The 26,531-nt window shown below is 61.8% G+C and carries 23 protein-coding genes and 1 pseudogene; 9 read left to right on the top strand and 15 right to left on the bottom strand.

Features of this window, described 5'->3' with window-relative positions:
• Positions 1-305: 305 nt before the first annotated feature.
• Together ACVWZP_RS09185 and ACVWZP_RS09180 are read right to left on the bottom strand one after the other, a co-directional pair.
• Positions 306-614 carry a DUF6124 family protein gene (locus ACVWZP_RS09185; protein ID WP_017847906.1) on the bottom strand — a complete coding sequence of 103 codons (309 nt, stop codon included), beginning with the start codon at positions 612-614 and terminating at the stop codon, positions 306-308.
• Positions 615-1,066: 452 nt separating this feature from the next.
• Positions 1,067-1,375 carry a DUF6124 family protein gene (locus tag ACVWZP_RS09180; protein ID WP_079443517.1) on the bottom strand — a complete coding sequence of 103 codons (309 nt, stop codon included), beginning with the start codon at positions 1,373-1,375 and terminating at the stop codon, positions 1,067-1,069.
• 466 nt (positions 1,376-1,841) lie between these two features.
• Between ACVWZP_RS09180 and ACVWZP_RS09175 the strand changes: the two genes are divergently transcribed.
• From ACVWZP_RS09175 to ACVWZP_RS09165, 3 genes are all read left to right on the top strand, one after another.
• A complete protein-coding gene (locus tag ACVWZP_RS09175; protein WP_177029951.1) occupies positions 1,842-2,174 on the top strand; it encodes a hypothetical protein in 333 nt (110 codons plus the stop codon).
• Positions 2,175-2,390: 216 nt separating this feature from the next.
• On the top strand, positions 2,391-3,239 hold the full coding sequence (locus ACVWZP_RS09170) for an EamA family transporter (RefSeq protein WP_046383932.1): 849 nt from the start codon (positions 2,391-2,393) through the stop codon (positions 3,237-3,239).
• Entirely contained in the window at positions 3,239-4,162 is a 924-nt protein-coding gene (locus ACVWZP_RS09165; RefSeq protein ID WP_017847903.1) for a LysR substrate-binding domain-containing protein, read from the top strand. Before ACVWZP_RS09170 ends, ACVWZP_RS09165 begins: the two co-directional genes overlap by 1 nt.
• 67 nt (positions 4,163-4,229) lie before the next feature.
• Here the strand turns inward: ACVWZP_RS09165 and ACVWZP_RS09160 are convergent, their stop codons facing one another.
• The 4 genes and pseudogenes from ACVWZP_RS09160 to xylA form a co-directional block, all read right to left on the bottom strand.
• The gene (locus ACVWZP_RS09160; RefSeq protein WP_057005910.1) at positions 4,230-5,366 is read right to left on the bottom strand and encodes a sugar ABC transporter permease; all 1,137 of its coding nucleotides are present in this window, start codon (positions 5,364-5,366) and stop codon (positions 4,230-4,232) included.
• Positions 5,367-6,912 (bottom strand): annotated as a pseudogene (gene xylG / locus ACVWZP_RS09155) (D-xylose ABC transporter ATP-binding protein). It lies immediately after the preceding gene.
• A gap of 135 nt (positions 6,913-7,047) precedes the next feature.
• Positions 7,048-8,046, bottom strand: a complete 999-nt coding sequence (gene xylF, locus ACVWZP_RS09150) for a D-xylose ABC transporter substrate-binding protein (RefSeq protein WP_017847900.1) — start codon at positions 8,044-8,046, stop codon at positions 7,048-7,050.
• 232 nt (positions 8,047-8,278) lie between these two features.
• Positions 8,279-9,595, bottom strand: a complete 1,317-nt coding sequence (xylA, locus tag ACVWZP_RS09145; RefSeq protein ID WP_017847899.1) for a xylose isomerase — start codon at positions 9,593-9,595, stop codon at positions 8,279-8,281.
• Between the two features lie 139 nt (positions 9,596-9,734).
• On the opposite strand from xylA, the gene ACVWZP_RS09140 reads away from it, so the two are divergent.
• The gene (locus ACVWZP_RS09140) at positions 9,735-10,910 is read left to right on the top strand and encodes a XylR family transcriptional regulator (protein ID WP_324746022.1); all 1,176 of its coding nucleotides are present in this window, start codon (positions 9,735-9,737) and stop codon (positions 10,908-10,910) included.
• Positions 10,911-10,960: 50 nt separating this feature from the next.
• On the opposite strand, the gene ACVWZP_RS09135 is transcribed toward ACVWZP_RS09140, so the two are convergent.
• Positions 10,961-12,004, bottom strand: coding sequence for an LLM class flavin-dependent oxidoreductase (locus ACVWZP_RS09135; protein ID WP_046383926.1), 1,044 nt, complete (start codon positions 12,002-12,004; stop codon positions 10,961-10,963).
• A gap of 188 nt (positions 12,005-12,192) precedes the next feature.
• On the opposite strand from ACVWZP_RS09135, the gene ACVWZP_RS09130 reads away from it, so the two are divergent.
• Complete coding sequence (locus tag ACVWZP_RS09130; protein ID WP_046383925.1) at positions 12,193-12,411, top strand: hypothetical protein; 219 nt, start codon at positions 12,193-12,195, stop codon at positions 12,409-12,411.
• A 53-nt stretch (positions 12,412-12,464) separates the two neighbouring features.
• Here the strand turns inward: ACVWZP_RS09130 and ACVWZP_RS09125 are convergent, their stop codons facing one another.
• From ACVWZP_RS09125 to ACVWZP_RS09090, 8 genes are all read right to left on the bottom strand, one after another.
• Positions 12,465-12,950: a flavin reductase family protein gene (locus tag ACVWZP_RS09125; protein WP_057005908.1), complete on the bottom strand. Its 486-nt coding sequence runs from the start codon at positions 12,948-12,950 to the stop codon at positions 12,465-12,467.
• Positions 12,951-14,119: 1,169 nt separating this feature from the next.
• Complete coding sequence (locus ACVWZP_RS09120; protein WP_457369688.1) at positions 14,120-14,692, bottom strand: sarcosine oxidase subunit gamma; 573 nt, start codon at positions 14,690-14,692, stop codon at positions 14,120-14,122.
• Between the two features lie 3 nt (positions 14,693-14,695).
• On the bottom strand, positions 14,696-17,593 hold the full coding sequence (locus tag ACVWZP_RS09115) for a 2Fe-2S iron-sulfur cluster-binding protein (RefSeq protein WP_457369687.1): 2,898 nt from the start codon (positions 17,591-17,593) through the stop codon (positions 14,696-14,698).
• On the bottom strand, positions 17,590-17,889 hold the full coding sequence (locus ACVWZP_RS09110) for a sarcosine oxidase subunit delta (RefSeq protein WP_057005905.1): 300 nt from the start codon (positions 17,887-17,889) through the stop codon (positions 17,590-17,592). Before ACVWZP_RS09110 ends, ACVWZP_RS09115 begins: the two co-directional genes overlap by 4 nt.
• A 13-nt stretch (positions 17,890-17,902) precedes the next feature.
• Positions 17,903-19,144 (bottom strand): FAD-dependent oxidoreductase, encoded by a 1,242-nt coding sequence (locus tag ACVWZP_RS09105; RefSeq protein ID WP_046383920.1) that lies wholly within the window; start codon positions 19,142-19,144, stop codon positions 17,903-17,905.
• Complete coding sequence (gene folD / locus ACVWZP_RS09100; RefSeq protein ID WP_079443521.1) at positions 19,126-20,031, bottom strand: bifunctional methylenetetrahydrofolate dehydrogenase/methenyltetrahydrofolate cyclohydrolase FolD; 906 nt, start codon at positions 20,029-20,031, stop codon at positions 19,126-19,128. Before folD ends, ACVWZP_RS09105 begins: the two co-directional genes overlap by 19 nt.
• Positions 20,028-20,894: a formyltetrahydrofolate deformylase gene (purU, locus tag ACVWZP_RS09095; protein ID WP_046383918.1), complete on the bottom strand. Its 867-nt coding sequence runs from the start codon at positions 20,892-20,894 to the stop codon at positions 20,028-20,030. Before purU ends, folD begins: the two co-directional genes overlap by 4 nt.
• Before the next feature lie 284 nt (positions 20,895-21,178).
• On the bottom strand, positions 21,179-21,778 hold the full coding sequence (locus ACVWZP_RS09090; RefSeq protein WP_046383917.1) for a helix-turn-helix domain-containing protein: 600 nt from the start codon (positions 21,776-21,778) through the stop codon (positions 21,179-21,181).
• 282 nt (positions 21,779-22,060) lie between these two features.
• Here ACVWZP_RS09090 and glnT point away from each other — a divergent pair, with 282 nt between their 5' ends.
• The 4 genes from glnT to ACVWZP_RS09070 are packed head-to-tail and all read left to right on the top strand — an operon-like array spanning position 22,061 to position 26,347.
• Entirely contained in the window at positions 22,061-23,395 is a 1,335-nt protein-coding gene (gene glnT / locus ACVWZP_RS09085) for a type III glutamate--ammonia ligase (protein WP_057005902.1), read from the top strand.
• 22 nt (positions 23,396-23,417) lie between these two features.
• Positions 23,418-24,323, top strand: a complete 906-nt coding sequence (locus tag ACVWZP_RS09080; RefSeq protein WP_046383915.1) for a class II glutamine amidotransferase — start codon at positions 23,418-23,420, stop codon at positions 24,321-24,323.
• An 11-nt stretch (positions 24,324-24,334) separates the two neighbouring features.
• Positions 24,335-25,009 (top strand): GltB/FmdC/FwdC-like GXGXG domain-containing protein, encoded by a 675-nt coding sequence (locus tag ACVWZP_RS09075; protein ID WP_046383914.1) that lies wholly within the window; start codon positions 24,335-24,337, stop codon positions 25,007-25,009.
• A gap of 15 nt (positions 25,010-25,024) precedes the next feature.
• Positions 25,025-26,347: an FMN-binding glutamate synthase family protein gene (locus ACVWZP_RS09070; protein ID WP_046383913.1), complete on the top strand. Its 1,323-nt coding sequence runs from the start codon at positions 25,025-25,027 to the stop codon at positions 26,345-26,347.
• The last annotated feature ends 184 nt before the right edge of the window (positions 26,348-26,531 follow it).

Genomic DNA, 26,531 nt, shown 5'->3' with positions numbered 1-26,531 from the left:
AGACCGTGCACGTGATGAGAGGTCGGGCGACTAAACCCGATCACTGATTTGGCAGTGACGGACCGCAGACTAGCCATCGATTCCAACAGGCACAAGGCGGCGCAGATTGTCTAGGAAACGTCCTGCAATTTAAAGCGACCCGACTTGCTGGCCCTTTAAAAACCATGACCAGATGCCACTAACTCCAATGAAATGCGGTCCATGTGGGAGGGGGCTTGCCCCCGATGACGGAGTGGCAGTCACTGCATGAGTGCCTGAACCACCGCTATCGGGAGCAAGCTCCCTCCCACATTTTTTGTGCGTGGTCAGGCAGTGGTCTTCGTGGGCCTGAGGCATTCGATGGAGCGGTCAACCGTGGTTTTGGCGATTTCCAGCAAATGCCACACCGCGAGGATCTTCGCCCGCTCCGGTTTCTCCAGCAGCTCCCCGCAATCCAGCGCCGTCGCCGAAGCGCTGTCCAGCAGACTGGCGGTGTAGAGCAGGGCGTCTTCGAAGCTCAGGTCTTCGTTGACGGCGTGGAAACCTTGGGTGGGCAGGTAATGGTCGATGGCGCGGTTGAAGGCAGCGCGGTCTTTGGTGGGATCGATGGGTGGGTCGGGTAGGGCTTTGGTCATGGTGTAATTCCGTGATGGATTGAGATTCGCCACCCCGCCGCGACTAAACGTAGGGTGGCGGCTGTACGCAGGTTAGTCGACCGGTCATCACGAAAATCCGGCGCACCCGAAGGCGCCCTGCGCACAGCCACCATAAAAACTGATGGAAGACCGTGCACGTGATGAGAGGTCGGGCGACTAAACCCGATCACTGATTTGGCAGTGACGGACCGCAGACTAGCCATCGATTCCAACAGGCACAAGGCGGCGCAGATTGTCTAGGAAACGTCCTGCAATTTAAAGCGACCCGACTTGCTGGCCCTTTAAAAACCATGACCAGATGCCACTAACTCCAATGAAATGCGGTCCATGTGGGAGGGGGCTTGCCCCCGATGACGGAGTGGCAGTCACTGCATGAGTGCCTGAACCACCGCTATCGGGAGCAAGCTCCCTCCCACATTTTTTGTGCGTGGTCAGGCAGTGGTCTTCGTGGGCCTGAGGCATTCGATGGAGCGGTCAACCGTGGTTTTGGCGATTTCCAGCAAATGCCACACCGCGAGGATCTTCGCCCGCTCCGGTTTCTCCAGCAGCTCCCCGCAATCCAGCGCCGTCGCCGAAGCGCTGTCCAGCAGACTGGCGGTGTAGAGCAGGGCGTCTTCGAAGCTCAGGTCCTCGTTGACGGCGTGGAAACCTTGGGTGGGCAGGTAATGGTCGATGGCGCGGTTGAAGGCAGCGCGGTCTTTGGTGGGATCGATGGGTGGGTCGGGTAGGACTTTATTCATGGTGTAACTCCGAATTTTGAGTAAGGAGCCGAACCGGTCGCGACTAAACGAAGGTGGCGGCTGTACGCAGGTTAGTCGACCGGCCAAAATCGGAAACTCCGGCGCACCCAAAGGCGCCCTGCGCACAGCCACCATAAACTGCATGGACCATTGCGCCGAATTTGGAGTCCGGGCGACTAAACCCGATCACTGATGAGCAGTGACGGACCGCAGACTAGCCATCGATTCCAACAGGCACAAGGCGGCGCAGATTGTCTAGGAAACGTCCTGCAATTTAAAGCGACCCGGCTTGCTGGCCCTTTAAAAACCATGACCAAATGCCACTAACGAACACGTGATGGTTTCTATCTGTAGGAAAGATCTGCCATGACGGAACTTGATGGCAGCGCTGACGACTTTTCGCTTTTTCAGGGTGTAGTGGGCCGAGTTAAATATCGACGCCAACTAACCTCCGTAAAGGATTGCGATGAACATAAACGTCAGTAATTTTCGCCAAGCAGTATCTAAAGTCAGACGTTCCGCAGGTTTGGTCGATGAGTTGCGGGGCGCACAAACTGAACTTCGGGAGCCGCAGCCGATGCCTATCAGTAATCCTGAGGTTCTTGCTCTGATTTACACCGGAGCTAATGTAATAGTTGATTCCTCTTTTTTTTCGGCTTTGCAACGTAATAGTCAGGCTATAGCGGCACGAGACTACAAGACCAAAATCACTTTCAGAAACGCAACAATGATTGACCATTTGGAACGGTTGGCTCAGTCGAAGAGTGCGCCCGGTGCTGTGTATTTCGACTTTTCTTGAGCTTTGTCCTGATGTGGCTTTCAAAGCCCAAGATTGAGAACAAGAGGTCAGACAGAGTGAACCAAACAATCGCAGCCCTTTGGCTTGCTACGCGAACCGTAACGTCCGCGTTTGTCTGAGTAATAGCCCTCTGCGCGGATGCGATTACGTAAATCTGAGCGCTTAGTCAGCTCCAACGCTTCCTCATCGAACACCTCCAGAAAAAGCCGAGCCCTCATGGACAACGCCAACATAGCCATCACCCTGGTCTTGATCTCCGCCTTCATGCACGCCACTTGGAATGCCGTTGTCCGTGCCGGCAGCAGCCGTTTCATGACCTTGGCCATGGTCGATGGCACCGCATTAGTGATCTGCCTGGCGGCGCTGCCGTTGGTCAACGTACCGAGCCTGGAGGTGTGGGGCTATGTGCTGATTTCTGTGATGCTCAATACGGTCTATCGATTGTTCCTAATCAAGGCTTATGAAACAGGCGACTTCGGCCAGGTCTACCCGGTGATGCGTGGCGTGCCGCCGGTGTTGGTTGCGGTGTTTTCCTACTTCCTTTTGCATGAACAGCTGTCGTCCCCGTCGATGGCGGGAGTGCTGCTGATTTGCGCGGGGATCATCAGCCTGACGTTTGTGCGCAGGATGACCGCGCAGATGTTCAAACCAATTCTGATGGCCGTGTGTGCGGGGGTGTTCATCGCGTCCTACACGGTGGTGGATGCCAAAGGTGTAAGAGCCAGTGAGACGGTGCTGCAGTACATCATTTACCTCACGCTGTTCCAGAGCATTCCGATTCCGATGCTGGCGTTTTTCAAGACGCGATCAGCACTCACCCAGGCTGTGCGCGACCACTGGCGGGTAGGTGCAATGGGCGGTGTTTTTTACTTGGCGTCCTACGGTTTGGTCCTGTTTGCGTTGTCGCTGGACGCAGTGGCCAAGGTCTCAGCCCTGCGGGAAACCAGTGTTATTATCGGCGCCATCATTGCTGCGCTGTTCTTCCGGGAGCAGTTCGGCTGGCGACGGATGCTTTCGGCATTCGTCATTGTCTGTGGGATCATCCTGATCAAAGTGAGCACCTGATGGCCCAGCGCCCGCCACCCACTCCCATGCTTCAAGCCTTCGTCAGCGCCGCGCAAACGGGCAGTTTTGCGCGTGCTGCGTTCGAGTTGAACCTCACCGCCAGTGCCATCAGCCATCAAATTGCGGGCCTGGAAGAATGGTGGGGGGTGCAGTTGTTCGAGCGGCATTCGCGGGGGGTCAAACTCACGACAGCGGGGCAGGCCTTGTTGCCAGTGACCGATGGTTTTTTCAAAGAACTGGATACGGTGCTGCATTCGCTCAACCCGAGTAGATCCCAGCCACTTTACCTTTCATGCACCTCCTCTCTTTGTGCAACCTGGCTGATTCCCAGAATGCATGGTGCTCACGCCGAAGCGGCATTCAACCTTGATCTGGTGTTGACCAGCGCGGACATAAGCAGCGCCAGCTTAAGTGCTCACCCGTTCGATGTCGCGGTGGTGATGGGGTATGGCGACTACCCGGATCATCATGCCGAACTGCTGATGCGCGATGCGGTGTTCCCTGTGTGCTCGCCGGAATTCAAACGTGTGAATGGTGATATTGCGCTGGAGGAAATAGCGCGGTACCCGCTGATTCATCGCGTCGACGATCAGGTATGCCCAGGGTGGGAGAGCTGGTTTGCATTTCAAGGGCTAGAGGCACCGCCGTATCACCATGGGCCGCGCTTTCCAGATTCCAGCCTGGCCATCAGTTTGGCAGTGAAAGGCGGTGGGATTGCGCTGGGCAGGACGGCACTGGTGTATGACCAATTGAAAGACGGTGAATTGGTTGCGTTGGAGGCCCCCTTAATGATGTCGCCTGCTGCGTACTACATCATTTGTCGAAACGGACGACAATCAGAGCCCGATATCGCCCGTTTGCTTGATTGGCTCAAGGCCCAAGCGCATCAGTTTATGGGGGAGGTGCAGCGTTCCGGTAAATGACTCACCGGCGACCTGCCCGCGTACTCGCATCCACCCACACCGCCCCTCCCACATGGGAGAGTGGGGTTTATCGCCGACCCGCCCGCGTACTCACATCCACCCACACCGCCAGCACCAAAATGCTGCCCTTCACAATCATCTGCCAGTAACTGTCCACATCCAGCATCGACATGCCGTTATCCAGGCTGGTAATCACCAGCGCCCCGAGCAGCGCGCCATACACCGTGCCCGAGCCGCCGCGCATGGAGGTGCCGCCGATAAAGCAGGCGGCGATGGCGTCGAGTTCACCCATGTTGCCTGCCGACGGTGAACCGGCGGCGAGGCGTGCGGTGTTGACCAGGCCGGCGAGGGCGCACATCACGCCCATGATGCCGAAGATCCACAGTTTGACGGCCTGCACGTTGATGCCCGACAGGCGCGTGGCTTCCATGTTGCTGCCCACCGCATACACGCGGCGGCCGAATACGGTCTGGCTGGTGACGTAGCTGAACACGCCGAGCAACACCAGCAACAGCAGCACCGGCACCGGGATGCCGTCGTAGCTGTTGAGGATGGTGACGAACCCGGCCAGCACCGCGCCGATCACCGCCACGCGCAGCACGTCGCGAGTCAATGAGTGTGAGGCCAAGCCATGCAGTGCACGGTTGCGCCGTTGTTTCCAGGTCAAAAACAGGGTCAGGGCAAACAGCAAAATCCCGAGGCCGATGCCCACCGCATGCGGCAGATAGCCCTGGCCCACGTACACCAGCGACGGCGACACCGGCGCGATGGTGGTGCCGCCGGTGATGCCCAGCAGAATCCCGCGAAACGCCAGCATGCCGCCCAAACCGACGATAAACGACGGGATGCGCAGGTACGCGGTCATGTAGCCGTTGGCCAAACCGATCATCAACCCGCACAGCGCCACCAGGCTCAGGTTGGCCAGCAGCGGCAGGTGATAGACCACGTCCAGAATCGCCGCGAGCCCGCCCAACAAGCCGAGCATCGAGCCCACCGACAAATCGATCTCGCCGCTGATGATCACCAGCACCATGCCGCAGGCCAGAATCCCGGTGATCGACATCTGCCGCAGCAGGTTGGACAGGTTGCGCGGGGTGAGGAAGCCGCCCTCGGTCTGCCAGCTGAAAAACAGCCAGATGAACGCCACGGCGATCACCAACGCGAGCATTTTGTAGCGGGTAAACAGCTGTTTGAGCTGATTCATCTAAGCGGTCTTCCGATCATTATTATTTTGGCTGAGCGCAGCGGCGAGGACCTGTTCCTGGGTGAGGCCTTCGTTGATGAAATCCCCGCGCAACTGGCCGTCGCCGATCACCAGCACGCGGTTGGACACGCCGAGCACCTCGGCCAGTTCCGAGGAGACCATGATGATCGCCACGCCTTCGGCCGCCAGCGCGCCCATCAGTTTGTAAATCTCATACTTGGCGCCCACATCCACCCCGCGCGTGGGCTCGTCGAGGATCAGCACCTTGGGCTTGGCCATGAGCATTTTCGCCAGCACGGCCTTTTGCTGATTGCCGCCGGACAGGCTGGTGATCGGCAAAAACGGGCTGGCGGTCTTGAGGTGCATGCGCGCGATCTGCCGGTCGATGCTGCCCAGTTCGGCCTCGGCGTCGATGCGCGTCAGGTGCGCGTAGGTGTCGAGTACCGCCAGGGTGATGTTCTGGCCCACGCCCAGGTCGGGAATGATGCCCTGGCGCTTGCGGTCCTCGGGCACCATGCACAGCCCGGCGCGGATCGATTTGAGCGGCGTGCGCGTGTCGATCAGTTGGCCATCGAGCCAGACTTCGGCGCTGTAGCGGCCGGGGTAGGCGCCGAACAAGGCCGAGACCAGCTCCGTGCGCCCGGCGCCGACCAGCCCGGCAATGCCGAGGATTTCCCCGCGCCTGAGTACGAAGGAGATGTCGTCCACGCGTTTGCGCTTGGGGTTGTCGACGTCGTAGCAGGTGACATGGCGCGCTTCGAACATCACCTCACCGATCTCATGCGGCTCGGTGGGGTAGAGGTTGCTCATTTCGCGCCCGACCATCTGCGTGATGATCCGGGGGATATCCATGTCGGCCATGGCGCTGGTCGCGATGTGCTGGCCGTCGCGGATCACCGTGATGGTGTCGCACACCGCCGCCACTTCATCGAGCTTGTGGGAGATGTACACGCAGGCCACGCCCTTGGCCTTGAGGCCCTTGATGATCTCCAGCAGCACCTCGATTTCCGAGCGGGTCAGGGCCGAGGAGGGCTCGTCGAGGATCAGCAGGCGCGCCTGTTTATTCAGGGCCTTGGCGATTTCCACCAGTTGCTGGTAGCCGCCGCCATACTGCGACACCGGCAGCGCGACGTTCATGTCCGGCACCTTCAGCTCGCGCATCAACGCTTCGGCGCGGTGCAGCATCGCCGGGTAGTTCATGCGCCCGCCGGGCAGGGTCAGCTCGTGACCCATGAAGATGTTCTCGGCCACCGACAGGTCCGGCACCAGGGTCAGTTCCTGGTGAATGATGACGATGCCGGCCGCCTCGGTTTCGCTGATCGACTGGGCCCTGAGCGGCTGGCCATCCCAGAGGAATTTCGCCGTCCCAGGTGCCATGGGGATAGACCGCCGACAGCACCTTCATCAAGGTGGATTTACCGGCACCGTTCTCGCCGCACAGGCCGACACATTCCCCCGGCCGTACCTTGATATCGATGCCGTTGAGCGCGTTGACACCGCCAAAGCGTTTGACGATGCCGTTCATTTGCAGCAGGTAGTGCGACATGGCGATGGCTCACACAAAAGGCCGAAGAAACGCGGTTTCCCGTAGGAGCGAGCTTGCTCGCGAAGAACCCTCAGGCAACGCGCACATCCAGGATGCCCGCGTCATCGTTGACGTTTTTCGCGGGCAAGCCCGCTCCTACAGGCCGATCTGCTCTTTGGTGTAGAAGCCGTCCTTCTCCAACAGGTCGATATTGGCCTTGGTCAGCGGGGTCGGGGTGAGCAGGATGGTGTCGACTTTCTTGCTGCCGTTGTCGTATTGCGAGCTGTAGGTGGGCTTTTCGTTGCGCGCCAGTTGCACCGAGAGCTTGGCGGCTTCGGTGGCGATCAGTTTGAGCGGCTTGTACACGGTCATGGTCTGGGTGCCGTCGATCACGCGCTTGACGGCGGCGAGGTCGGCGTCTTGCCCGGAGATCGGCACCTTGCCCGCCAGTTTCTGCGCGGCCAGGGCCTGGATCGCACCGCCGGCGGTGGCGTCGTTGGAGGCGACGATGGCGTCGATCTTATTGTTGTTCCGGGTCAGGGCATTTTCGACGATGCTCAGGGCTTCGGTCGGGTTCCATTCCTTGACCCACTGCTGGCCGACAATCTTGATGTCGCCCTTGTCGATGGCCGGTTGCAGCACCTTCATCTGGCCTTCGCGCAGGACCTTGGCATTGTTGTCGGTGGGCGCGCCGCCGAGCAGGAAATAGTTGCCCTTGGGCGCCGCCTGCAGCACGCCATTGGCCTGCATCTCGCCGACCTTTTCGTTATCGAAGGAGATGTAGGCGTCGATATCCGCGTTGAGGATCAGGCGGTCATACGACACCACCTTGATCCCGGCCTTCTTGGCTTCGGCGATGGCGTTGGTCAGCACGGTGGCGTTGAACGGCACGATCACGATCACGTCGACGCCGCGGGAGATCAGGTTTTCGATCTGGGAAATCTGCTTCTGCTCGTTGGCATCGGCCGACTGCACAAACACCTTGGCATCGAGTTTTTCCGCCGCCGCGACGAAGTAGTCACGATCGCGGGACCAGCGTTCCAGGCGCAGGTCGTCGATGGAAAAACCGATTTTCGGATGGGCCGGATCGGCCATGACCGGCAGGGCGAGCAGGGCCAGGGCAGAGGCGAGCAGGGTGCGTTTAAATGACTTCATGGTGGTGCGTCCTTTTATTGTTGTTGGAAAGACACAGCGTGATGCGGGTAGAACTGTAGAGCGTCCCTCGACGCTCTGTGCGTAGATTTGTCGCGCAAATGTCACCGCCGCCCCCTGTGTAGGAGCGAGCTTGCTCGCGAAAATCGCGAACTCGACACGTTTATCCAGGCATCACGCGTCATCGTTGACGTTTTTCGCGAGCAAGCTCGCTCCTACGCAGAGGGCTGCGTGATCAGGTGTAGATAAATCGATTCACGATGCCCTCCAGCATCTCCTGCCGACCACTCACGGCCTGCGGGTTGAGTTCGTGGGCAAACGCATGTTCGGCCAGGGATTCCAGGCTGAATTCGCCGGCCAGTACCGCCTGGCCCAACGGTTGCTGCCAGCCGGCATAGCGCTGGTCCTTGAACTGCTGCAACCGATCGTTCTGCACCATCGCCGCCGCGCGTTCCAGCGCCAGGGCGAGCACATCCATGGCGGCGACGTGGCCGTGGAACAGGTCGATCTCGTCCAGGCTCTGGCGGCGCACCTTGGAATCGAAGTTGTAGCCGCCATTCTTGAAGCCGCCGGCCTTGAGGATTTCATACGTCGCGAGGGTCATCTCCTCGACGCTGTTGGGGAACTGGTCGGTGTCCCAGCCGTTCTGCGGGTCGCCGCGGTTGGCGTCGATGCTGCCGAAGATCCCGAGGGACACGGCGGTGGCGATCTCATGATGAAAGCTGTGCCCGGCCAGGGTCGCGTGGTTGGCCTCGATATTCACCTTGATCTCGTGTTCCAGGCCGTATTCATGCAGGAAGCCGAACACCGTGGCGCTGTCGTAATCGTATTGGTGCTTGGTCGGCTCCTGGGGCTTGGGTTCGATCAGCAGGTCGCCCTTGAAGCCGATCTTGTGCTTGTGCTCCACCACCATGTGCATAAAGCGCCCGAGCTGTTCGCGCTCGCGCTTGAGGTCGGTATTGAGCAGGGTTTCGTAACCTTCGCGGCCGCCCCACAGCACATAATTGGCGCCCTTGAGCCGCAGCGTGGCATTCATCGCGCTGCACACCTGGGCGGCGGCGTAGGCGAACACCTCCGGGTCCGGGTTACTCGCGGCGCCGGCGGCAAAGCGCGGGTTGCTGAAGCAATTGGCGGTGCCCCACAGCAGTTTGACGCCGGTCTGTTCCTGGTGGCGTTCGAGGTGATCGACCATCTGCGCGAAGTGGTTGCGGTATTCCTTGAGCGAGCTGCCTTCCGGCGCCACGTCGGTGTCGTGAAAACTGTAGTAGTCGATGCCCAGCTTGGAGAAAAACTCAAAGGCCGCCTCGGCCTTGCCGATCGCCACTTCCATCGGCTCGCCGCTGCGCTGCCACGGGCGCTTGAAGGTGCCCATGCCAAACATATCCGCGCCGGGCCAGACGAAGGTGTGCCAATAACAGGCGGCCATGCGCAGGTGTTCGCGCATCGGTTTGCCGAGGATCAGTTTGTTGGCGTCGTAGTGGCGAAAGGCGAGGGGGGCGTCGCTGGCGGGGCCTTCGAAGCGAACCTTCTCGACACCGGGGAAGTACGTCATGGCGTGTTCCTTATTGTTCTTGGCGGTGTCTGGATACTAGCAACGGCACTGGGCCCGGCGATTATGAAAATCGTCAAGGTGTAGTGCGATTTTGAGTGGCGGGGTCTAACCTGTGGCGACCGGCCTCAGGACAAAAACAATGAAAACCCTACCGCCCGTCCACCGCATCGCCTTGCTGTTCAACGGCAGCAAAATCTATGACCGCGGCATCATCACCGGCATCGGCAATTACCTGAGCAGCACCCGCGCGTCCTGGGATTTGTTCCTGGAGGAAGATTTTTTGTGCCGCCTCAAAGGCATCGAGCGCTGGCAGGGCGACGGCATCATTGCCGACTTCGACGACCCGCTGATCGGCGAGGCACTGGCCGATATCAAGCTGCCGGTGGTGGCGGTGGGCGGTTCCTATGAGGATGCGCGTGCCTACCCCAGGGGCATCCCCTACGTGGCCACCGACAACCATGCGCTGATGAAGCTGGCGTATGAGCATTTGATCGAGGCCGGACTGACCCGGTTTGCCTGTTTCAGCCTGCCGCCAGCCCAGGCCAATCGCTGGGCCCAGGAGCGCGAAAAGGCCTTCAAGCGCCTGCTGCAACGTGATGGTTTGCCGGTGGAGGTGTACCGCGGCCTGGGCACCAGCGCGCCGTTGTGGGACAGCGCGGTGGAGCAGCAGATCGCCTGGCTGCAAAGCCTGCCCAAGCCCATCGGCATCATCGCCGTCACCGACGCCCGCGCCCGGCAATTGCTGCAGGCCTGCCTCACTGCCGGTATCGCCGTGCCGGAGGAGGTGGCGCTGATCGGCATCGACAACGACCCGCTGACCCGCACCCTCACGCGGGTGCCGCTGAGTTCGGTGATCCAGGGCACGGAAACCATGGGCCGCACGGCCGCCGCGCTGCTGCATCAGATGCTGCACGGCAAACCCTGCACCGGCACGCAGATCCTGGTGCCGCCGGATGCAATCAATGTGCAGGCTTCCAGCTTGCATCAGCCGTTGGGCAATCCGTATGTGATGCAGGCGCTGCTGTTCATCCGCCAGTACGCCTGCCAGGGCATCAAGACCGCCCAGGTCGCGGCGTATGTCGGTGTATCGCGTTCATCCCTGGAATTGCACTTTCGCAAGACACGCGGGTGCAGCGTGCATGACGAGATCCTGCGCTTCAAACTCGCCGCCGCCGCCAAGGGCCTGGAAAACCACGCCCTGGCGATTGCCGATGTGGCGCAGCAGTGTGGCTTCAAGTCGGCGCAGTACCTGCATACGGTGTTTCGCCGTGAGTTTGGCTGTACGCCGCGGGAATACCAGCAAGGCGCGGCCTAGAAAAAAGCCGCTTGCTCCGTGAAGAGGCAAGCGGCTTGGTTATTCACCGATCAACGAAACGCTGGCACGACCTGCTCGATAAACAGCGCCAGGGACTTTTTCTTCTCGGCATGGGGCAGGCTGTTGTCGCACCAGAAGCTGAACTCATCCACGCCCAGTTCCTGGTAGTACTTGATGCGCGGGATGATTTCTGCGGCGGTGCCGATCATCGCGGTCTTGTGCAGGCTGTCCAGCTCGAACTCCGGGCGGCCGGCGAATTTTTCTTCTGGGCTTGGCGCCAGGAAGCCATTGACCGGCACTTCCTTGTTGCCGAACCAGGCATCGAAGGTGCGATAGAACTTGGAGATCGCCTTGGCCCCGACTTTCCAGCCTTCCGGGTCGTCGGCGGCGTGTACGTGGGTGTGGCGCAGCACCATCAATTGCGGGCGTGGCACGCCGGGGTTGTTGTCGAGGGCGGTCTGGAATTTGTTTTTCAGGTCCAGGACTTCTTCATCGCCCTTCATCAGCGGCGTGACCATCACGTTGCAGCCGTTGGCCACTGCGAAGTTGTGGGAGTCCGGGTCGCGGGCGGCGATCCACATCGGCGGGTTGGGCTTCTGTACGGGCTTGGGCACGCTGGTGGAGGTGGGGAATTTCCAGATGTCGCCGTCGTGGGCGTAGTCGCCTTGCCACAACGCGCGCACCACCGGGACCATTTCGCGCAGCGCCTGGCCGCCGCTGGAAGCGGGCATGCCGCCGGCCATGCGGTCGAACTCAACCTGGTAGGCGCCACGGGCCAGGCCGACTTCCATGCGGCCGTTGCTGATCACGTCGAGCAAGGCGCATTCACCCGCCACCCGCAGCGGGTGCCAGAACGGCGCGATGATGGTGCCGGCGCCCAGGTGAATGGTGGTGGTCTTGGCCGCGAGGTAAGCCAGCAACGGCATCGGGCTTGGCGAGATGGTGTATTCCATGGCGTGGTGTTCGCCAATCCATACGGTGCTGAAGCCACCGGCTTCGGCCATCAGGGTCAATTCGGTCAAGTCTTCGAACAACTGGCGGTGGCTGATGCTCTCGTCCCAACGTTCCATGTGTACGAACAGGGAAAACTTCATGACGCGTACCTCGGATCTATTGTGATCGGCCTGTCGACCGCGGGCCCTTAAGTGCTCTCGCCGTTGTAACGCTTGCCGGGGATAACGGCTGTTCGGCGGATTGATTGTTGGTATACCATAATATGGAATATCCACAAAACTTTTCTCTCCAACGGTTGCACCCCCACCTCACAAGGAAGGCGAGCCCGATGAACATAAAACAAAAACTGATCCTGGCCTTTGCGGTGATTGCCAGCCTACCGGTGATTCTGGTGGCTGTGCTGATCATCCTCAACGTGCATGAGGTTCTTCACCGAGCCGACCATGATCGCGTGGTCTCACGCCACTGGGAGGGGCTGACACCCCGCAATCAAACTGTGGGAGGGGGCTTGCCCCCGATGGCGGAGGAACAGCCAGCTTATCTGTAGCTGACCCACCGCTATCGGGGGCAAGCCCCCTCCCACAAAGTTTTGTGTGTGGCTTAAGCCGGCATGGGCAATGCGCCCATCTTGCCGTGGCAATACACCAGTGGCGCGGCGTTCTGCTGGGGCACGATGAGGTTCTTCACCGAGCCGACCATGATCGCGTGGTCGCCGCCTTCGTACTCGCGCCACAGCTCGCATTCGATCACCGCCGTGGCATTCGCCAGGATCGGATTGCCCCGCTCGCTGAGCGTCCATTCGAGGCCTTGGGCCTTGTCTTTGCCCTTGCGCGCAAAGGCATACGCTTCGGTTTGCTGGCCGCCGGAGAGCACATGGATGGCAAAGCGTTTGTTCTTGATCAACACCGGGTACGAGTCGGAGCTGTAGTTGGGGCAGAACAGCACCAGCGCCGGGTCCATCGACAACGAGCTGAAAGCACTGGCGGTCAGCCCGACGATTTGCCCGTCGTCATCGAGCGTGGTGATCACGGTGACCCCGGACGGAAACGAACCCATCACTTGTTTGTAGATAGCGGCATCGATCATGGGACGGTCCTCGGCGGTGGGGCGGTTTTTATAGGTTTGTAGGTATTATGGTATACCGTAATACAAAGCATGCAACTGCTTTTTCAAGCGCCCGATGAACGTCAATTCTTGGTCTTGTAACCAATAAATACTGGGGTAAAGGAGATAAATGGCTATTGGCTATGCGGCACATTAGCCGATCAGATTAGCGCCAGAGCTACGGATCAGTCGTGTGAAAAACTGGGGGCGTGTGACGCTGTCGGGCGTGATCCTCATCGGTTGCTGCCTGGCGACGCGTCAGCACACGCAGGCGGTCAGGGCGGGGCGGTTGGGATATACCGACTGAACAGGTTTTTCTGGCGAGAGCGCGGCGTTAATCCTGGCTTACCACGTCATCGTTAACGATCCTCGCGGGCAAGCTCCGCTCCTACGACGACGGGGTCATCTGTAGGAGCGAGCTTGCTCGCGAAAAACCCGAGAACGCCACGTTGACCCCGGCTTACCGCGTCATCGTTAACGATCCTCGCGGGCAAGCTCCGCTCCTACGGCGACGGGGTCATCTGTAGGAGCGAGCTTGCTCGCGAAAAACCCGAGAGCGCCACGTTGACCCTGGCTAACCGCGTCATCGTTAACGACCCTCGCGGGCAAGCTCCGCTCCTACGGCGACGGGGTCATCTGTAGGAGCGAGCTTGCTCGCGAAAAACCCGAGAACGCCACGTTGACCCTGGCTTACCGCGTCATCGTTAACGATCCTCGCGGGCAAGCTCCGCTCCTACGGTGACGGGGTCATCTGTAGGAGCGAGCTTGCTCGCGAAAAACCCGAGAGCGCCACGTTGACCCTGGCTTACCGCGTCATCGTTAACGACCCTCGCGGGCAAGCTCCGCTCCTACGGCGACGGAGTCATCTGTAGGAGCGAGCTTGCTCGCGAAAAACCTGAGGCCGCTGCGTTAATCCTGGCTTACCACGTCATCGTTAACGATCCTCGCGGGCAAGCTCCGCTCCTACGGCGACGGGGTCATCTGTAGGAGCGAGCTTGCTCGCGAAAAACCTGAGGCCGCTGCGTTAATCCTGGCTTACCGCGTCATCGTTAACGACCCTCGCGGGCAAGCTCCGCTCCTACGGCTACGGGGTCATCTGTAGGAGCGAGCTTGCTCGCGAAAACCCCGAGAGCGCCGCGTTGACCCTGGTTTTACGTGCGATCGGCAAGCCCCACCCCGCCAAACTCCTCCAACGCATCCCGCAACGCGCCGTCGAAGTAGTCCTTCGAGGCGCGGTCCCAGAGGATGTGGAACGCTGGCGCGTCCACGCTTCCCGAGTGGATGACGATCACATTGATCCGTGCCGCCGCCGTCTGCGCCACCGCCCCCGGCTTGAAGGCCGGAAAACTGAGATCGACGCCGCACAGCTTGGCCATCACCTGGGCAATCACCGCGCCGCTGAGCAGCACGCAAGCATGACTGTCCTGGCGCGGCAGCAGGTAGTGGGCGCGGTGGTCGAGTTCCCAGCGCGCTTCTTCATCGGCGATGCGCTGGCCTTGATCCGCCGGGCTGCCCAGCAGCAGGTATTCGTTCTGTGACAGGCGCGCCACCCAGCTGCCGTCCGCCTGCGCGGTCGCTCGGTTGGGCGCGTCGGGCAGGGTGAAACCGCGGGCCGTGAGGTACTCGGCGCTGTGTGCGCCGCGAAAGCCGACCCGGGGCAGGTCGGTCTGGTCGATCAGGCGGCAGGGCGGCGTGAGCAATTCGTGGGCTTTCAGACTGGTCATGGCTTAACCCTCCTGGCGTTGGTTGGTGGGGTCGAAGAACGGTAGCTGCACCACTTCGGCCTGGACGACGATGCCGCCTTCGACGCGAATCGGAATGCATTGCCCCGGTGTGCTCTGGTCGATCCCGGCGTAGGCCAGGCCGATGATCCGGCCCAGGCTGGCGGAGTATTCACACGAGGTGACGTTGCCGCTGATGTCCGGGCCGTTGAGCACCAGGTGGCCTTCCAGCGGCTGCACGCTGCCCTTGGGCAAGCTGAAGCCGACCAGTTTGCGTTTCAGCGGCTGGGCTTCAAGGATGTCCACCGAGCGGCGGCCGACGAAGAACGGTTTGTTGCGGCTGACCGCCCAGCCCATGTCGATTTCCGCCGGGTGGGTCATGCCGTCGGTGTCCTGGCTGATGATCACGTGGCCTTTTTCCAGGCGCAGCAGGCGCTGGGTTTCGACGCCGAAGGGGCGAATGTCGAAGGCTTTGCCGGCGGCCATCAACGCATCCCACAATGCCAGGCCATGACGTGCGGCAACGTGGATTTCATAACCCAGTTCGCCGACGAAACCGACCCGCAGCAGCCGCGCCTTGATCCCGGCCACCGTGCCCTGGCGCACGCCGAGGTAAGGGAAACCCTCGGCGCTCAGGTCGAGGTCGCTGCACAACTGTTCCAGCACTTTGCGCGAATCCGGCCCGGCCACGTTCACCGCACAGATCGCGGCGGTGACGTTGGTCACATCCACGTCCAGGCGCCATTGCGCGTTCCACTTGAGCATCTGCTGGTAGATGCGGTCGACGCCGCTGGTGGTGGCGGTGACGTAGAAGTGCTTGTCGGCCAGCCGCGCGCACACGCCGTCGTCGATCACCACCCCGTGTTCATTGGTCATCAGCGCATAACGCGAACGGCCCACCGGCTGCTTGAGAAACGCGAAGGTGTACATCCGGTTGAGCAGTTCGGCGGCATCCGGGCCGCGCACGTCCAGGCCGCCGAGGGTGGACACATCGATCAGCCCGACCTTGTTGCGCACATGCAGGGCCTCGGCCTGCATGCACGCGTCGCGGTCCTCGGCCTTGCCGTAATAGGCCGGGCGCTGCCAGATGCCGGCGGGCATCATCTTCGCCCCGGCCTGCAGGTGCCGCGCATGCATCGGCGTTTGCCGGTAGGGGGCGAAGGCGCGCCCGGCGACGTGGGCGAGTTTCTCCGCCACGAACGGCGGCCGTGCGGTGGTGACCCCGGTTTCGCTGATATTGCGCTGGGTCGCCCAGGCCACCAGGCGCGCGGTCGGCAACGCCGAGTGGCGGCCCTGGGACGGGCCCATGCCGACGGTGGAGTAGCGTTTCACCAACTGCACATCGCGGTAGCCGATGCGGGTGGCGTTGACGATATCCGCCACTTGCAGGTCTTCGTCGAAGTCGACGAAATCCTTGCCCTTGGGGTGCGGGAAGATCGGCCAGTTGAAGTTGACCTGGGCTTCGCTACGCAGCGGGGTACGCGCTGCGGCAGGGCTCAAGCCGAGGGCGAAGGCGATGTCGTGGGCGGCGTTGCTCGCGTCCGCCAGCACATTGTCCAGTTGGTGCCGACCGTGGACCGAACCGGCCACATTCAGGTTCTGCGGCAGGCCGCTGAGGCTGAACTCCGCACGCGAGTCCTCATAGGCCAATTTGCCGCCGGCCTGGCACAGCAGTTGGTACACCGGCATATAGCCGGCCGACATGCACAGCAGGTCGCAGTCGATCACCTGCCCCTTGTCGCTGACCTGGCCCTGAGCGGTGATCTGGCGCACATCGACACCCTTCACATGGCGCAGGCCTTTTTCATGCAAGGCCTCGAACACCGTGCTGTTAGTCAGGCAACGGATCTTGCGCTGCGCCAGCGCGCCGGCCAGGGCCTGGTCGGCGGGGGCGTGGCGCAGGTCGATCAGGGCGGCGACGTCCACGCCCTGGTCATGCAGGTCGAGGGCAGCGAGGTAACCGTCATCGTTGCCGGTGAGCACCACCGCGCGTTTGCCGGGCTTGACGGCGTAGAGCTTGATCAGGCGTTGCGCGGCACTGGTCAGCATCACCCCCGGCAGGTCGTTGTTGCGAAAGATCACCGGCTGGTCGAACGAGCCGCTGCACACCAGGCACTGCTGCGCGCGCACCTTGTACAGGCGCTTGCCCTGGATCACCGGCAGGTAGTTGTCGGTGAACCAGGCGTTGCAGGTGGCCTCGGTGAGCACCTGGATATTCGCGTGTTGCTGCACCGCGCTGAGCAATTCGCGGCGCAGGTTGTCGGCGCGGGTGCCGGCGATATCGAAACGCGCATAAGTGAGCGAACCGCCGAGGATCGGCTGCTGCTCGATCAGCAGCACCTTCGCCCCGGCATTCGCGGCGGTCAGCGCCGCCTGCAAGCCGGCGGGGCCGGCGCCGATGACGGCGAGGTCGGTGAACAGGTAGGCCTTGTCGTAGTACTCGGGCTGGAAGTTCAGGTCGAGCACGCCCAGGCCGGCTTTTTTACGGATGATCGGCTCCCACACTTTCCACATGCCCTTGGGCTTGTAGAACGAGCGGTAGTAGAAACCCACCGGCATGAATTTGGAGAACTTGCCCATATAGGCATCGCGGTCGTGGTCCAGCGTGCCGTTGACGTTCTGCGCGGTCACCGCCAGGCCGTTGCTCAGCGCGTGGGCATCGGCCAGCACATTGGGTTCCTGGGGCAATTGCACCAGGCTGTTGGCGTCCTGGCCGGCCATGCTCAGCGGCCCGCGTGGGCGGTGGTATTTGAACGAGCGCGACATCAGAAAGCGCCCGTTGGCGAGCAGGGCGCTGGCGATGCTGTCGCCCTGCAGGCCCTGGTAGGGGTGGCCGTCGAAACTGAAATCGAGTGGCTGATCGCGTTGGATCAGCAGGCCCATGGGGGCGGGGAGGCGGTTCATCCGGCGATCTCCTGGGGGGTGTTGAAGTCGACGCGGTGGGTGAACAGTTCCTTGGGATCGAAGGTGCGCAGGATCTCGTCGGTGACGGTGTGGCGCTCGGCGAGGAACCAGTAGCTGGACGGCGTGTGCATCCACCATTCACGCACTACACCGGCGAGGTTGTCGGTGTTGAACACGTAGTCGGCCCATTCGGCGTCGCTGCAGTTGACCGGATCGGGCATGGGCTTGAACTCGCCGCCGTAGGTGAACTCGCTGATATTGCGCGGCCCGTTGAGCGGGCACATCATGATTTTCATAGTCCGCTCTCCATCAGTGACTGGCCGCCGTGGCGCCCATCTCATTGACTTGCTGGAAGGTCGAGAAACGTTCGAGGCCAAAGGGTTTGATCAGCTCCGGCACCTTGCCGCCGCTGGCGACCAACTCGGCCATGGTCTTGCCGCAGATCGGCGTGGCCTTGAAACCCCAGGTGCCCCAACCGGCGTCGAGGTAGTAATTCTTCACCGGCGACAGGCCCATGATCGGGCTGTAGTCCGGGGTCATGTCGGTGATCCCGGCCCACTGGCGCATCAACTTGGCGTTGGCCAGGAACGGGAACATTTCGATGGCATGGGCCAGCAGGCTTTCCTTGAGGTCCAGGGTCGAGCGTGTGTTGAACAGCGGGTAGGGGTCGGAACCGCCGCCGAACACCACTTCGCCGCGACTGGTTTGCTGCACGTAGCAGTGCAGGGCCGAGGAACTCACCAGCGGGTCGAGGAACGGCTTGAACGGCTGGGTGACCATGGCCTGCAGCGGGAAGGTCTGGATCGGCGAGCGGATGCCGGCCTTGGCCATCAACAGTGAGCTGTGCCCGGCAATCGCCTGCACCGCGCAGCCGCACCGGATGGTGCCGCGATTGGTTTTCACCGCGGTGATGGCGCCGTTTTCAATGATCAGGTCTTGCACTTCGGTGAGCTGATGGATTTCCACGCCGCGCTTGGCCGCCTGCTTGGCGTAGCCCCAGGCCACGGCATCGTGGCGCGCGGTGGCGCCGTCGATGTGCCAGAGCCCGGCGAGCACCGGCAGGTGGCCGGGGTCGAGGTTGAGGCTGGGCACCAGTTCGCGGATCTGCTGGCGGTCGATCATCTCGGTGCGTCCGCCGAAGTGCTTGTTGACCTCGGCGCGCTGGCGGAACGAACGCACGGTGGCGTCCGTGTGGGCCAGGGTCAGTTGGCCGCGCTCGGAATACATGATGTTGAAATCGAATTCGTTGGACAGCGCCTGGAACATCTTCACTGACTCGGCGTAGAAGCGCACCCCTTCGCTGGTCAGGTAGTTGGAGCGGATCACCGCTGTGTTACGCGCGGTGTTGCCGCCGCCCAGATAGGACTTTTCCAGCACGGCAATGTTGCTGATGCCGTGGTACTTGGCCAGGTAGTAGGCGGTCGCCAGGCCGTGGCCGCCGGCGCCGATGATCACCACGTCGTAACTCGACTTGAGTTCTTTGGGCGGCGGCAGATCCACCTCCACCGGGTACTCCGAACTCAGCCCGTATTTCAATAGATTGAATGGCATACGGCCTCCGATTGGCTGCGTAGGGCGTGATGTTGCGCAAGGGCGGCGGTCACGGTGTTTTTCATCAGGAAGGCAATGGTCATCGGGCCGACACCGCCGGGGACCGGGGTGATGGCGGCGACGTGGGGCAGGGCGGCGTCGAAGTCGACATCGCCCACCAGGCGGCTGCGGCCGTCGTCATCGATACGGTTGATGCCGACGTCGATCACCACCGCGCCGGGTTTGAGCCAGCTGGCATCGATCAAGCGTGGGCGGCCCACGGCGGCGATCACGATGTCGGCCTGGCGGCACAGGGCCTGGGCGTTGTGGCTGCGCGAATGCAGCACCGTCACCGAGCAATCGGCCTTGAGCAGCAGCGCCGCCATGGGCTTGCCGACGATGTTCGAGCGGCCGACCACCACCGCGTGTTTACCGCGCAGGTCGCCACAGGTTTGCTCCAGCAGGTACAGGCAACCGCTGGGAGTGCAGGGCGTGAGCACGGCGCGCCCCTGGCTGAGGCCGCCGACGTTCTGGCTGTGGAAACCGTCCACGTCTTTCTGCGGCGCGATGGCTTCCAGGGCGCGCAGTTCGTCCATCTGCTTGGGCAGCGGCAATTGCAGGAGAATGCCGTGGATCGCCGGGTCGGCATTCAACTGGGCGATCAGGATCAACAGTTGTTCGGTGCTGGTGTCGCTGGGCAGCCGATGCTCCACGGAGCGGATGCCCACTTCTTCGGCGCGCAGGATCTTGTTGCGCACATACACCTGGCTGGCGGCGTCGTTGCCCACCAGGATCACCGCCAGGGCCGGTTGAATGGCTTGCTCGTGCAGGCGCGCCACGTCTTCGCGCACTTGCAGCAGTACCCGTGCGGCGGCGGCTTTGCCGTCGATCAGTTTGGGCGCGCTCACCGGAACACCACCGTTCTGTCCTGGTTGAGGAACACCCGATGCTCCAGGTGGTACTTGACCGCCTTGGACAGGGCCACGGTTTCGGTGTCGCGGCCGATGGCGACGAGGTCGTCGGGCTTGTACACGTGGTCCACGCGCTGCACTTCCTGCTCGATGATCGGGCCCTCATCCAGGTCGCTGGTCACATAATGCGCGGTGGCGCCGATCAACTTCACGCCACGCTGATAGGCCTGGTGATAGGGCTTGGCACCTTTGAAACCGGGCAGGAACGAATGGTGGATATTGATCGCGCGCCCCGACAGTTGCCGGCACAGGTCGTCGGAGAGGATCTGCATGTAGCGCGCCAACACCACCAGTTCGGTGCGGGTGTCGTCGACGATCTTCATCAGCTCGGCTTCCTGCGCGGCCTTGGTGTCCTTGGTCACGGGCAGGTAGATAAAGCGGATGCCCTCGCGCTCGGCCATGGGCCGCAGGTCGAGGTGGTTGGAGACGATGGCGGTGATGGTCATGTCCATCTCGCCCTTGTGGTAGCGGTAGAGCAGGTCGGTGAGGCAGTGGTCGAACTTGCTCACCATCAGCAGCACGCGCATCGGCTCGCGGGTGTCGTACAGCGCCCACTGCATGTCGAAGGCCTGGGCGACGTCGGCGAAACCGGCACGGATCTGTTCCAGGTCGCCGGCGTGCCCATCGTTGAAACGGAACACGGCACGCATGAAGAAGCGACCGCTGAAGTCATCATCGAACTGCGCCATCTCCCCGATGTAGCACGCGTTGTCCGCCAGGTACGTGGTGACGGCAGCGACAATGCCGGACACCGCGGGACAAGTGACCTTGATGATGAAATGGTTTTTTTCGTGTTGCATGACACGTCCTCGGGATGATGGCGGCAGCTCATCGCATAGCGAAAAAACGTCAGAGGACAGCAGGCTCATTCCGTGAGCGCATTTTCTTGTGAGGAATAAAATATTCCTGAAGTGGCTTTATAGGGGAATGGACGCGGGGCGTCTAGGGGTTTTGGGAAAGTTTTTTAACTGAGGGGAAATTTTCTACAGGCCCAGCGGCATCGAACGCTGTTGAAAATGTGGGAGGGGGCTTGCCCCCCTCCCACAATTGGATCTCTGTGCTTCAGGTGTATCGCGAGTCCGGATTATTCTTTGTCGTTGCCGTAATTCATGATCGACAGCAGGCGAATCGGCACCCGCACCAATTCTTCCGGCCCATGGGGAATCTCGCCCTCGAACGTCAGGCTGTCGCCGGCTTCCATCCGATACAGCTGATTCCCATGCCGATAAATCAGCTCCCCTTCCAACAAGTGCAGAAACTCGGTCCCAGGGTGGGCAAAGGTCGGGAACTCCTCGCTGGCGTCATCCATGCTGACCATGTACGCCTCGAAGCTCTTCTTCGGCCCCCGGGTATGGTTGAGCAGATGGTAGGTATGCCCCTTTTCCGTCCCCCGGCGCACCACTTCCATGCCTTGGTCGGCCTTGACCAGCAAGGCACTGCCGTCCTGTTGATCGTATTCGGCGAACAATTTCGACAACGGCAGCCCGAGCACATCGCACAGGCGGCTGAGGGTGTCGAGGCTGGTGGAGACCTGGGCGTTTTCGATCTTGCTCAACATGCCCTGGCTGATATCGGCAATCTTCGCCACGTCGGACAGCTTCAGGTCCTGGGCCTGGCGCTGGCGTTTGATCTGCAAACCCAGGTATTGCTCGAGTTTGAGGCGGGGGGCGGTTTCGGTGGACATAGTCATCAGATCCTGCACGCTTTCCGTTCAGTAATATTAGTTTCGCACTAGGAAAGTGCAAGCAGCGGTGCTTGGCGGCCATGCCCAGGCACGTATTCCCACGGGGAAAACAATTTTCCCATATATACAGCACAAAAGCGCTTTCACCGGCACTTCAATCGGCCGCTCGCGAATCTGGCAAGGGTATTGCATTCCTGTGGAGAAACTAACTTTCTTTTTAGGAATAAAAAGACAGTCCAGGCCCACCCACACGGTTTTGCCTTTCGCGAGGAGTGACACGCAATGTTGCCAGCAGAAACCCAGCGCATCATCGACAAGTACGGCATCAAGTACGTGCTTGCGCAGTTTGTGGATATACACGGTGCGGCCAAGACCAAGTCGGTGCCGATTTGCGGGCTCAAGACGGTGGCCGAAGAGGGCGCCGGGTTTGCCGGGTTTGCCATCAGCGGCATGGGCATGGAACCCCACGGCCCGGACTTCATGGCGCGGGGTGACCTGTCCACGCTGACCCCGGTGCCCTGGCAGCCGGGTTACGGGCGCGTGGTGTGCGTCGGGCATGTCGACGGCAAGCCCCATCCCTTTGATAGCCGCTACGTGCTGCAGCAGCAGGTGCAGCGCCTGCAGGACAAGGGCTGGACGCTGAACACCGGCCTGGAACCCGAATTCAACCTGATGCGCCGCGACGAGCAGGGCAAGCTGCAACTGGTCGACCCCAGCGACAACCTCGACAAGCCCTGCTACGACTACAAGGGCCTGTCGCGCTCGCGGGTATTCCTGGAGCGCCTGACCGAAGCCTTGCAGGCGGTGGATTTCGAGGTCTATCAGATCGACCACGAAGACGCCAACGGCCAGTTCGAGATCAACTACACCTACAGCGACGCCCTGACCTCGGCCGACCGTTTCACCTTCTTCCGCATGGCTGCCGGCGAGATCGCCAATGACCTGGGCATGATCTGTTCCTTCATGCCCAAGCCCGACCCGAAACGCGCCGGCAACGGCATGCACTTTCACCTGTCGATCAGCAGCGCCGAGAACAAGAACCTGTTCCACGACGCCAGCGACCCGAGCGGCATGGGCCTGTCGAAGCTGGCCTATCACTTCGCCGCCGGCCTGCTCGCCCATGGCCCGGCGCTGTGTGCGTTCGCCGCGCCCACCGTCAACTCCTACAAGCGCCTGGTGGTGGGCCACTCGCTGTCCGGCGCCACCTGGGCCCCGGCCTTTATCGCGTTTGGCGCCAACAACCGTTCGGCCATGGTGCGCGTGCCTTACGGCCGCCTGGAGTTCCGCCTGCCGGATGCCGGCTGCAACCCTTACCTGGTCAGCGCCGCAATCATCGCGGCGGGCCTGGACGGTATCGATCGCCAGCTGGAAATCGACCACGTCTGCAATGAAAACCTCTACAGCCTGAGCCTGGAACAAATCGCCGAGCGCGGCATCAAGACCTTGCCGCAATCCCTCAAGGAAGCCTGCGACGCGCTGGAAGCCGACCCGCTGTTCGCCGAGGTGCTCGGCCCGCAGATCGTGGGTGAGTTCATCAAACTCAAGCGCATGGAGTGGGTGGAATACAGCCGCCATGTGAGCGACTGGGAAGTCCAGCGCTATACCGAATTTTTCTGACACCGTGTGACGGAGACTTGATATGTGTGGAATCGTAGGTCTGTACCTGAAAAACCCCCGGCTGGAACCCCAGCTCGGCCAGCTGTTTGAACCGATGTTGCAGGCTATGACCGACCGTGGCCCGGACAGTGCGGGCTTTGCCATCTACGGTGATGAAGTCGCTGACGGCTGGGTCAAGCTGACCCTGCAAGCAACCACCGAGGCCTTCGACTGGAAAGCCCTGATGGGCGAGCTGGAAGGGCGGCTGGGCTGTTCGCTGGACTGGTTTCAGAACGCCAGCGCCGCCGTGTTGAAGGTCCACGCCGACGAAGCCCCGGTACGCCTGGCCCTGGCCGAACTGGCGCCGAGCGTGCGGGTCATGAGCGCCGGGCAGAGCATCGAGATCCTCAAGGGCATGGGCCTGCCCCAGGAGATTTCCCAGCGCTTCGGCCTGGCGAGCATGCAGGGCAGCCACATCATCGGCCACACCCGCATGGCCACCGAAAGCGCGGTGACCATGGAAGGCAGCCACCCGTTTTCCACCGGTGCCGACCTGTGCCTGGTGCATAACGGTTCGCTGTCGAACCACTTCCGCCTGCGCCAGGAACTCAAGCGCGAAGGCATCCATTTCGAAACCGACAACGACACCGAAGTCGCCGCCGGCTACCTGACCTGGCGCCTGCAACAGGGCGACTCGCTCAAAGACGCGCTGGACCACGCCCTGGAAGACCTCGACGGCTTCTTCACCTTCGCCATCGGCACGCGCAACGGTTTTGCGGTGATCCGCGATCCGATCGCGTGCAAGCCGGCGATCCTCGCCGAGACCGACGACTACGTCGCCATGGCCTCCGAGTACCAGGCGCTGTCGAGCCTGCCAGGCATCGAGAATGCCCGCATCTGGGAGCCCGCACCGGCCACTTTGTACATCTGGGAACGCCAGTCAGCTTAAGGAGCGCACACATGAAAACCATCGACCTTTCCACCGCCACCGTGCGTGACCTCAACCAGGCGCTGCACGCCCAGGCCATCGACAACGAGTGGCGCGTCACCCACTCCAACGGCAAGCACAACCTTGCGGTGGGGGTGAATCAGGCGGTGTCCATCGATATCGAAGGCCACGCCGGCTACTACTGCGCGGGCATGAACCAACAGGCGTCGATCACCGTACACGGTAACGTCGGCGTGGGCTGCGCCGAGAACATGATGTCCGGTTCGGTGCGCGTCAAAGGCAGCGCGTCCCAGGCGGCCGGGGCCACGGCCCATGGCGGCTTGCTGGTGATCGAAGGCGACGCGGGGGCGCGTTGCGGGATTTCCATGAAAGGCATCGACATCGTGGTCGGCGGCAGCATCGGCCACATGAGCTGCTTCATGGGCCAGGCCGGGCGTCTGGTCGTCTGCGGCGATGCCGGCGATGCGCTGGGCGATTCGCTGTACGAGACCCACATCTACGTGAAGGGCACGGTCGAGTCGCTGGGCTCCGATTGCGTCGAAAAAGAGATGCGCAGCGAGCACCTGCAAGAGCTGCAGGAGCTGCTCGATCGCGCCGGTTTCGCCCACCGCGCGGCGGATTTCAAGCGCTACGGCTCGGCCCGCCAGCTGTACAACTTCAAAGTCGACAACGCCTCCGCGTACTGAACCAGGAGCTACACCATGAGTGAAAAAACCCCTCCAGTGTTGCGCGAGTCGGCCACCTTCGACCGCCTGACCATCCAGGAAATCCAGCGTGCCGCCGAAACCGGCATCTACGACATTCGCGGCGGCGGTACCAAGCGCAAGTTGCCGCACTTCGATGACTTGCTGCTGCTGGGCGCCAGCGTGTCGCGTTACCCGCTGGAAGGCTATCGCGAGAAGTGCGGCACCGATGTGATCCTCGGCAACCGCTTCGCCAAGAAGCCGATCCACCTGAAGATCCCGGTGACCATCGCCGGCATGAGTTTCGGTGCGTTGTCGGCCAACGCCAAGGAAGCCCTGGGTCGTGGCGCGAGCATCGCCGGCACCAGCACCACCACCGGTGACGGCGGCATGACCCCGGAAGAGCGCGGCCAGTCGCGGCACCTGGTGTACCAGTACCTGCCGTCGCGCTACGGCATGAACCCCGATGACCTGCGCAAGGCCGACGCCATCGAGATCGTCCTCGGCCAGGGCGCCAAGCCCGGCGGTGGCGGCATGTTGCTGGGCATGAAGGTCACCGAACGCGTGGCCGGCATGCGTACCTTGCCGATCGGCGTGGACCAGCGCAGCGCCTGCCGCCACCCGGACTGGACCGGCCCGGACGACCTGGCGATCAAGATTGCCGAGTTGCGCGAAATCACCGATTGGGAAAAACCGATCTACGTGAAAATCGGCGCCAGCCGGCCGTATTACGACGTGAAGCTGGCGGTCAAGGCCGGTGCCGATGTGATCGTGCTCGACGGCATGCAGGGTGGCACCGCGGCGACCCAGGAAGTGTTTATCGAACACGTCGGCATCCCGATTTTGTCGGCGATCCCGCAAGCGGTACAGGCTTTGCAAGAGATGGGCATGCACCGCAAGGTCCAGTTGATTGTGTCGGGCGGGATTCGCAACGGCGCCGATGTGGCCAAGGCCATGGCGATGGGCGCGGATGCGGTGGCCATCGGCACGGCGGCGCTGATTGCCCTGGGCGACAACCACCCACGGCTGGACGCGGAACTGAAAAAGATCGGCTCGGCCGCCGGCTTCTACGACGACTGGCAGAACGGCCGCGACCCGGCCGGCATCACCACCCAGGACCCGGAGCTGTCGAAACGCCTGGACCCGGTGGAAGGCGGGCGTCGTTTGGCCAACTACCTGCGGGTGATGGTGTTGGAAGCCCAGACCATGGCCCGTGCGTGCGGCAAGTCGCACCTGCACAACCTCGACCCCGAGGACCTGGTGGCGCTGACGGTGGAGTCGGCCGCCATGGCCCGGGTGCCGTTGGCGGGGACCCGTTGGATACCGGGTTCCGGTTACTGAGTGACGAGCCGGCTTGCCGGCTGCTACGGCGTTCCACCCCTGTAGGAGCGAGCCTGCTCGCGAAGGTCGTTAACGATAACGCGGGCATCCTGGATGACCGCGTTGCCTGGACGTTTTTCGCGAGCAAGAACTAGGCGTCCCCCTCGCTCCTACATGCATCTCCCCTATCTTTTGCAGGAGCTTT

It is taken from the genome of Pseudomonas sp. TE36184 (assembly GCF_054060055.1).
Note: the sequence above shows the minus strand (reverse complement) of the source record. Positions and strands in the feature narration are given on the sequence as shown.

Coding starts and splice junctions, on each gene's coding strand:
- ACVWZP_RS09070 (WP_046383913.1), top strand. CDS start 25,025: ATGAGTGAAAAAACCCCTCCAGTGTTGCGCGAGTCGGCCACCTTCGAC.
- ACVWZP_RS09110 (WP_057005905.1), bottom strand. CDS start 17,889: ATGAAAATCATGATGTGCCCGCTCAACGGGCCGCGCAATATCAGCGAG.
- ACVWZP_RS09125 (WP_057005908.1), bottom strand. CDS start 12,950: ATGATCGATGCCGCTATCTACAAACAAGTGATGGGTTCGTTTCCGTCC.
- ACVWZP_RS09090 (WP_046383917.1), bottom strand. CDS start 21,778: ATGTCCACCGAAACCGCCCCCCGCCTCAAACTCGAGCAATACCTGGGT.
- ACVWZP_RS09130 (WP_046383925.1), top strand. CDS start 12,193: ATGAACATAAAACAAAAACTGATCCTGGCCTTTGCGGTGATTGCCAGC.
- ACVWZP_RS09160 (WP_057005910.1), bottom strand. CDS start 5,366: ATGAATCAGCTCAAACAGCTGTTTACCCGCTACAAAATGCTCGCGTTG.
- ACVWZP_RS09080 (WP_046383915.1), top strand. CDS start 23,418: ATGTGTGGAATCGTAGGTCTGTACCTGAAAAACCCCCGGCTGGAACCC.
- ACVWZP_RS09135 (WP_046383926.1), bottom strand. CDS start 12,004: ATGAAGTTTTCCCTGTTCGTACACATGGAACGTTGGGACGAGAGCATC.
- ACVWZP_RS09075 (WP_046383914.1), top strand. CDS start 24,335: ATGAAAACCATCGACCTTTCCACCGCCACCGTGCGTGACCTCAACCAG.
- purU (WP_046383918.1), bottom strand. CDS start 20,894: ATGCAACACGAAAAAAACCATTTCATCATCAAGGTCACTTGTCCCGCG.
- glnT (WP_057005902.1), top strand. CDS start 22,061: ATGTTGCCAGCAGAAACCCAGCGCATCATCGACAAGTACGGCATCAAG.
- ACVWZP_RS09165 (WP_017847903.1), top strand. CDS start 3,239: ATGGCCCAGCGCCCGCCACCCACTCCCATGCTTCAAGCCTTCGTCAGC.
- xylA (WP_017847899.1), bottom strand. CDS start 9,595: ATGACGTACTTCCCCGGTGTCGAGAAGGTTCGCTTCGAAGGCCCCGCC.
- ACVWZP_RS09180 (WP_079443517.1), bottom strand. CDS start 1,375: ATGAATAAAGTCCTACCCGACCCACCCATCGATCCCACCAAAGACCGC.
- ACVWZP_RS09120 (WP_457369688.1), bottom strand. CDS start 14,692: ATGACCAGTCTGAAAGCCCACGAATTGCTCACGCCGCCCTGCCGCCTG.
- ACVWZP_RS09175 (WP_177029951.1), top strand. CDS start 1,842: ATGAACATAAACGTCAGTAATTTTCGCCAAGCAGTATCTAAAGTCAGA.
- ACVWZP_RS09105 (WP_046383920.1), bottom strand. CDS start 19,144: ATGCCATTCAATCTATTGAAATACGGGCTGAGTTCGGAGTACCCGGTG.
- ACVWZP_RS09185 (WP_017847906.1), bottom strand. CDS start 614: ATGACCAAAGCCCTACCCGACCCACCCATCGATCCCACCAAAGACCGC.
- xylF (WP_017847900.1), bottom strand. CDS start 8,046: ATGAAGTCATTTAAACGCACCCTGCTCGCCTCTGCCCTGGCCCTGCTC.
- ACVWZP_RS09115 (WP_457369687.1), bottom strand. CDS start 17,593: ATGAACCGCCTCCCCGCCCCCATGGGCCTGCTGATCCAACGCGATCAG.
- ACVWZP_RS09140 (WP_324746022.1), top strand. CDS start 9,735: ATGAAAACCCTACCGCCCGTCCACCGCATCGCCTTGCTGTTCAACGGC.
- ACVWZP_RS09170 (WP_046383932.1), top strand. CDS start 2,391: ATGGACAACGCCAACATAGCCATCACCCTGGTCTTGATCTCCGCCTTC.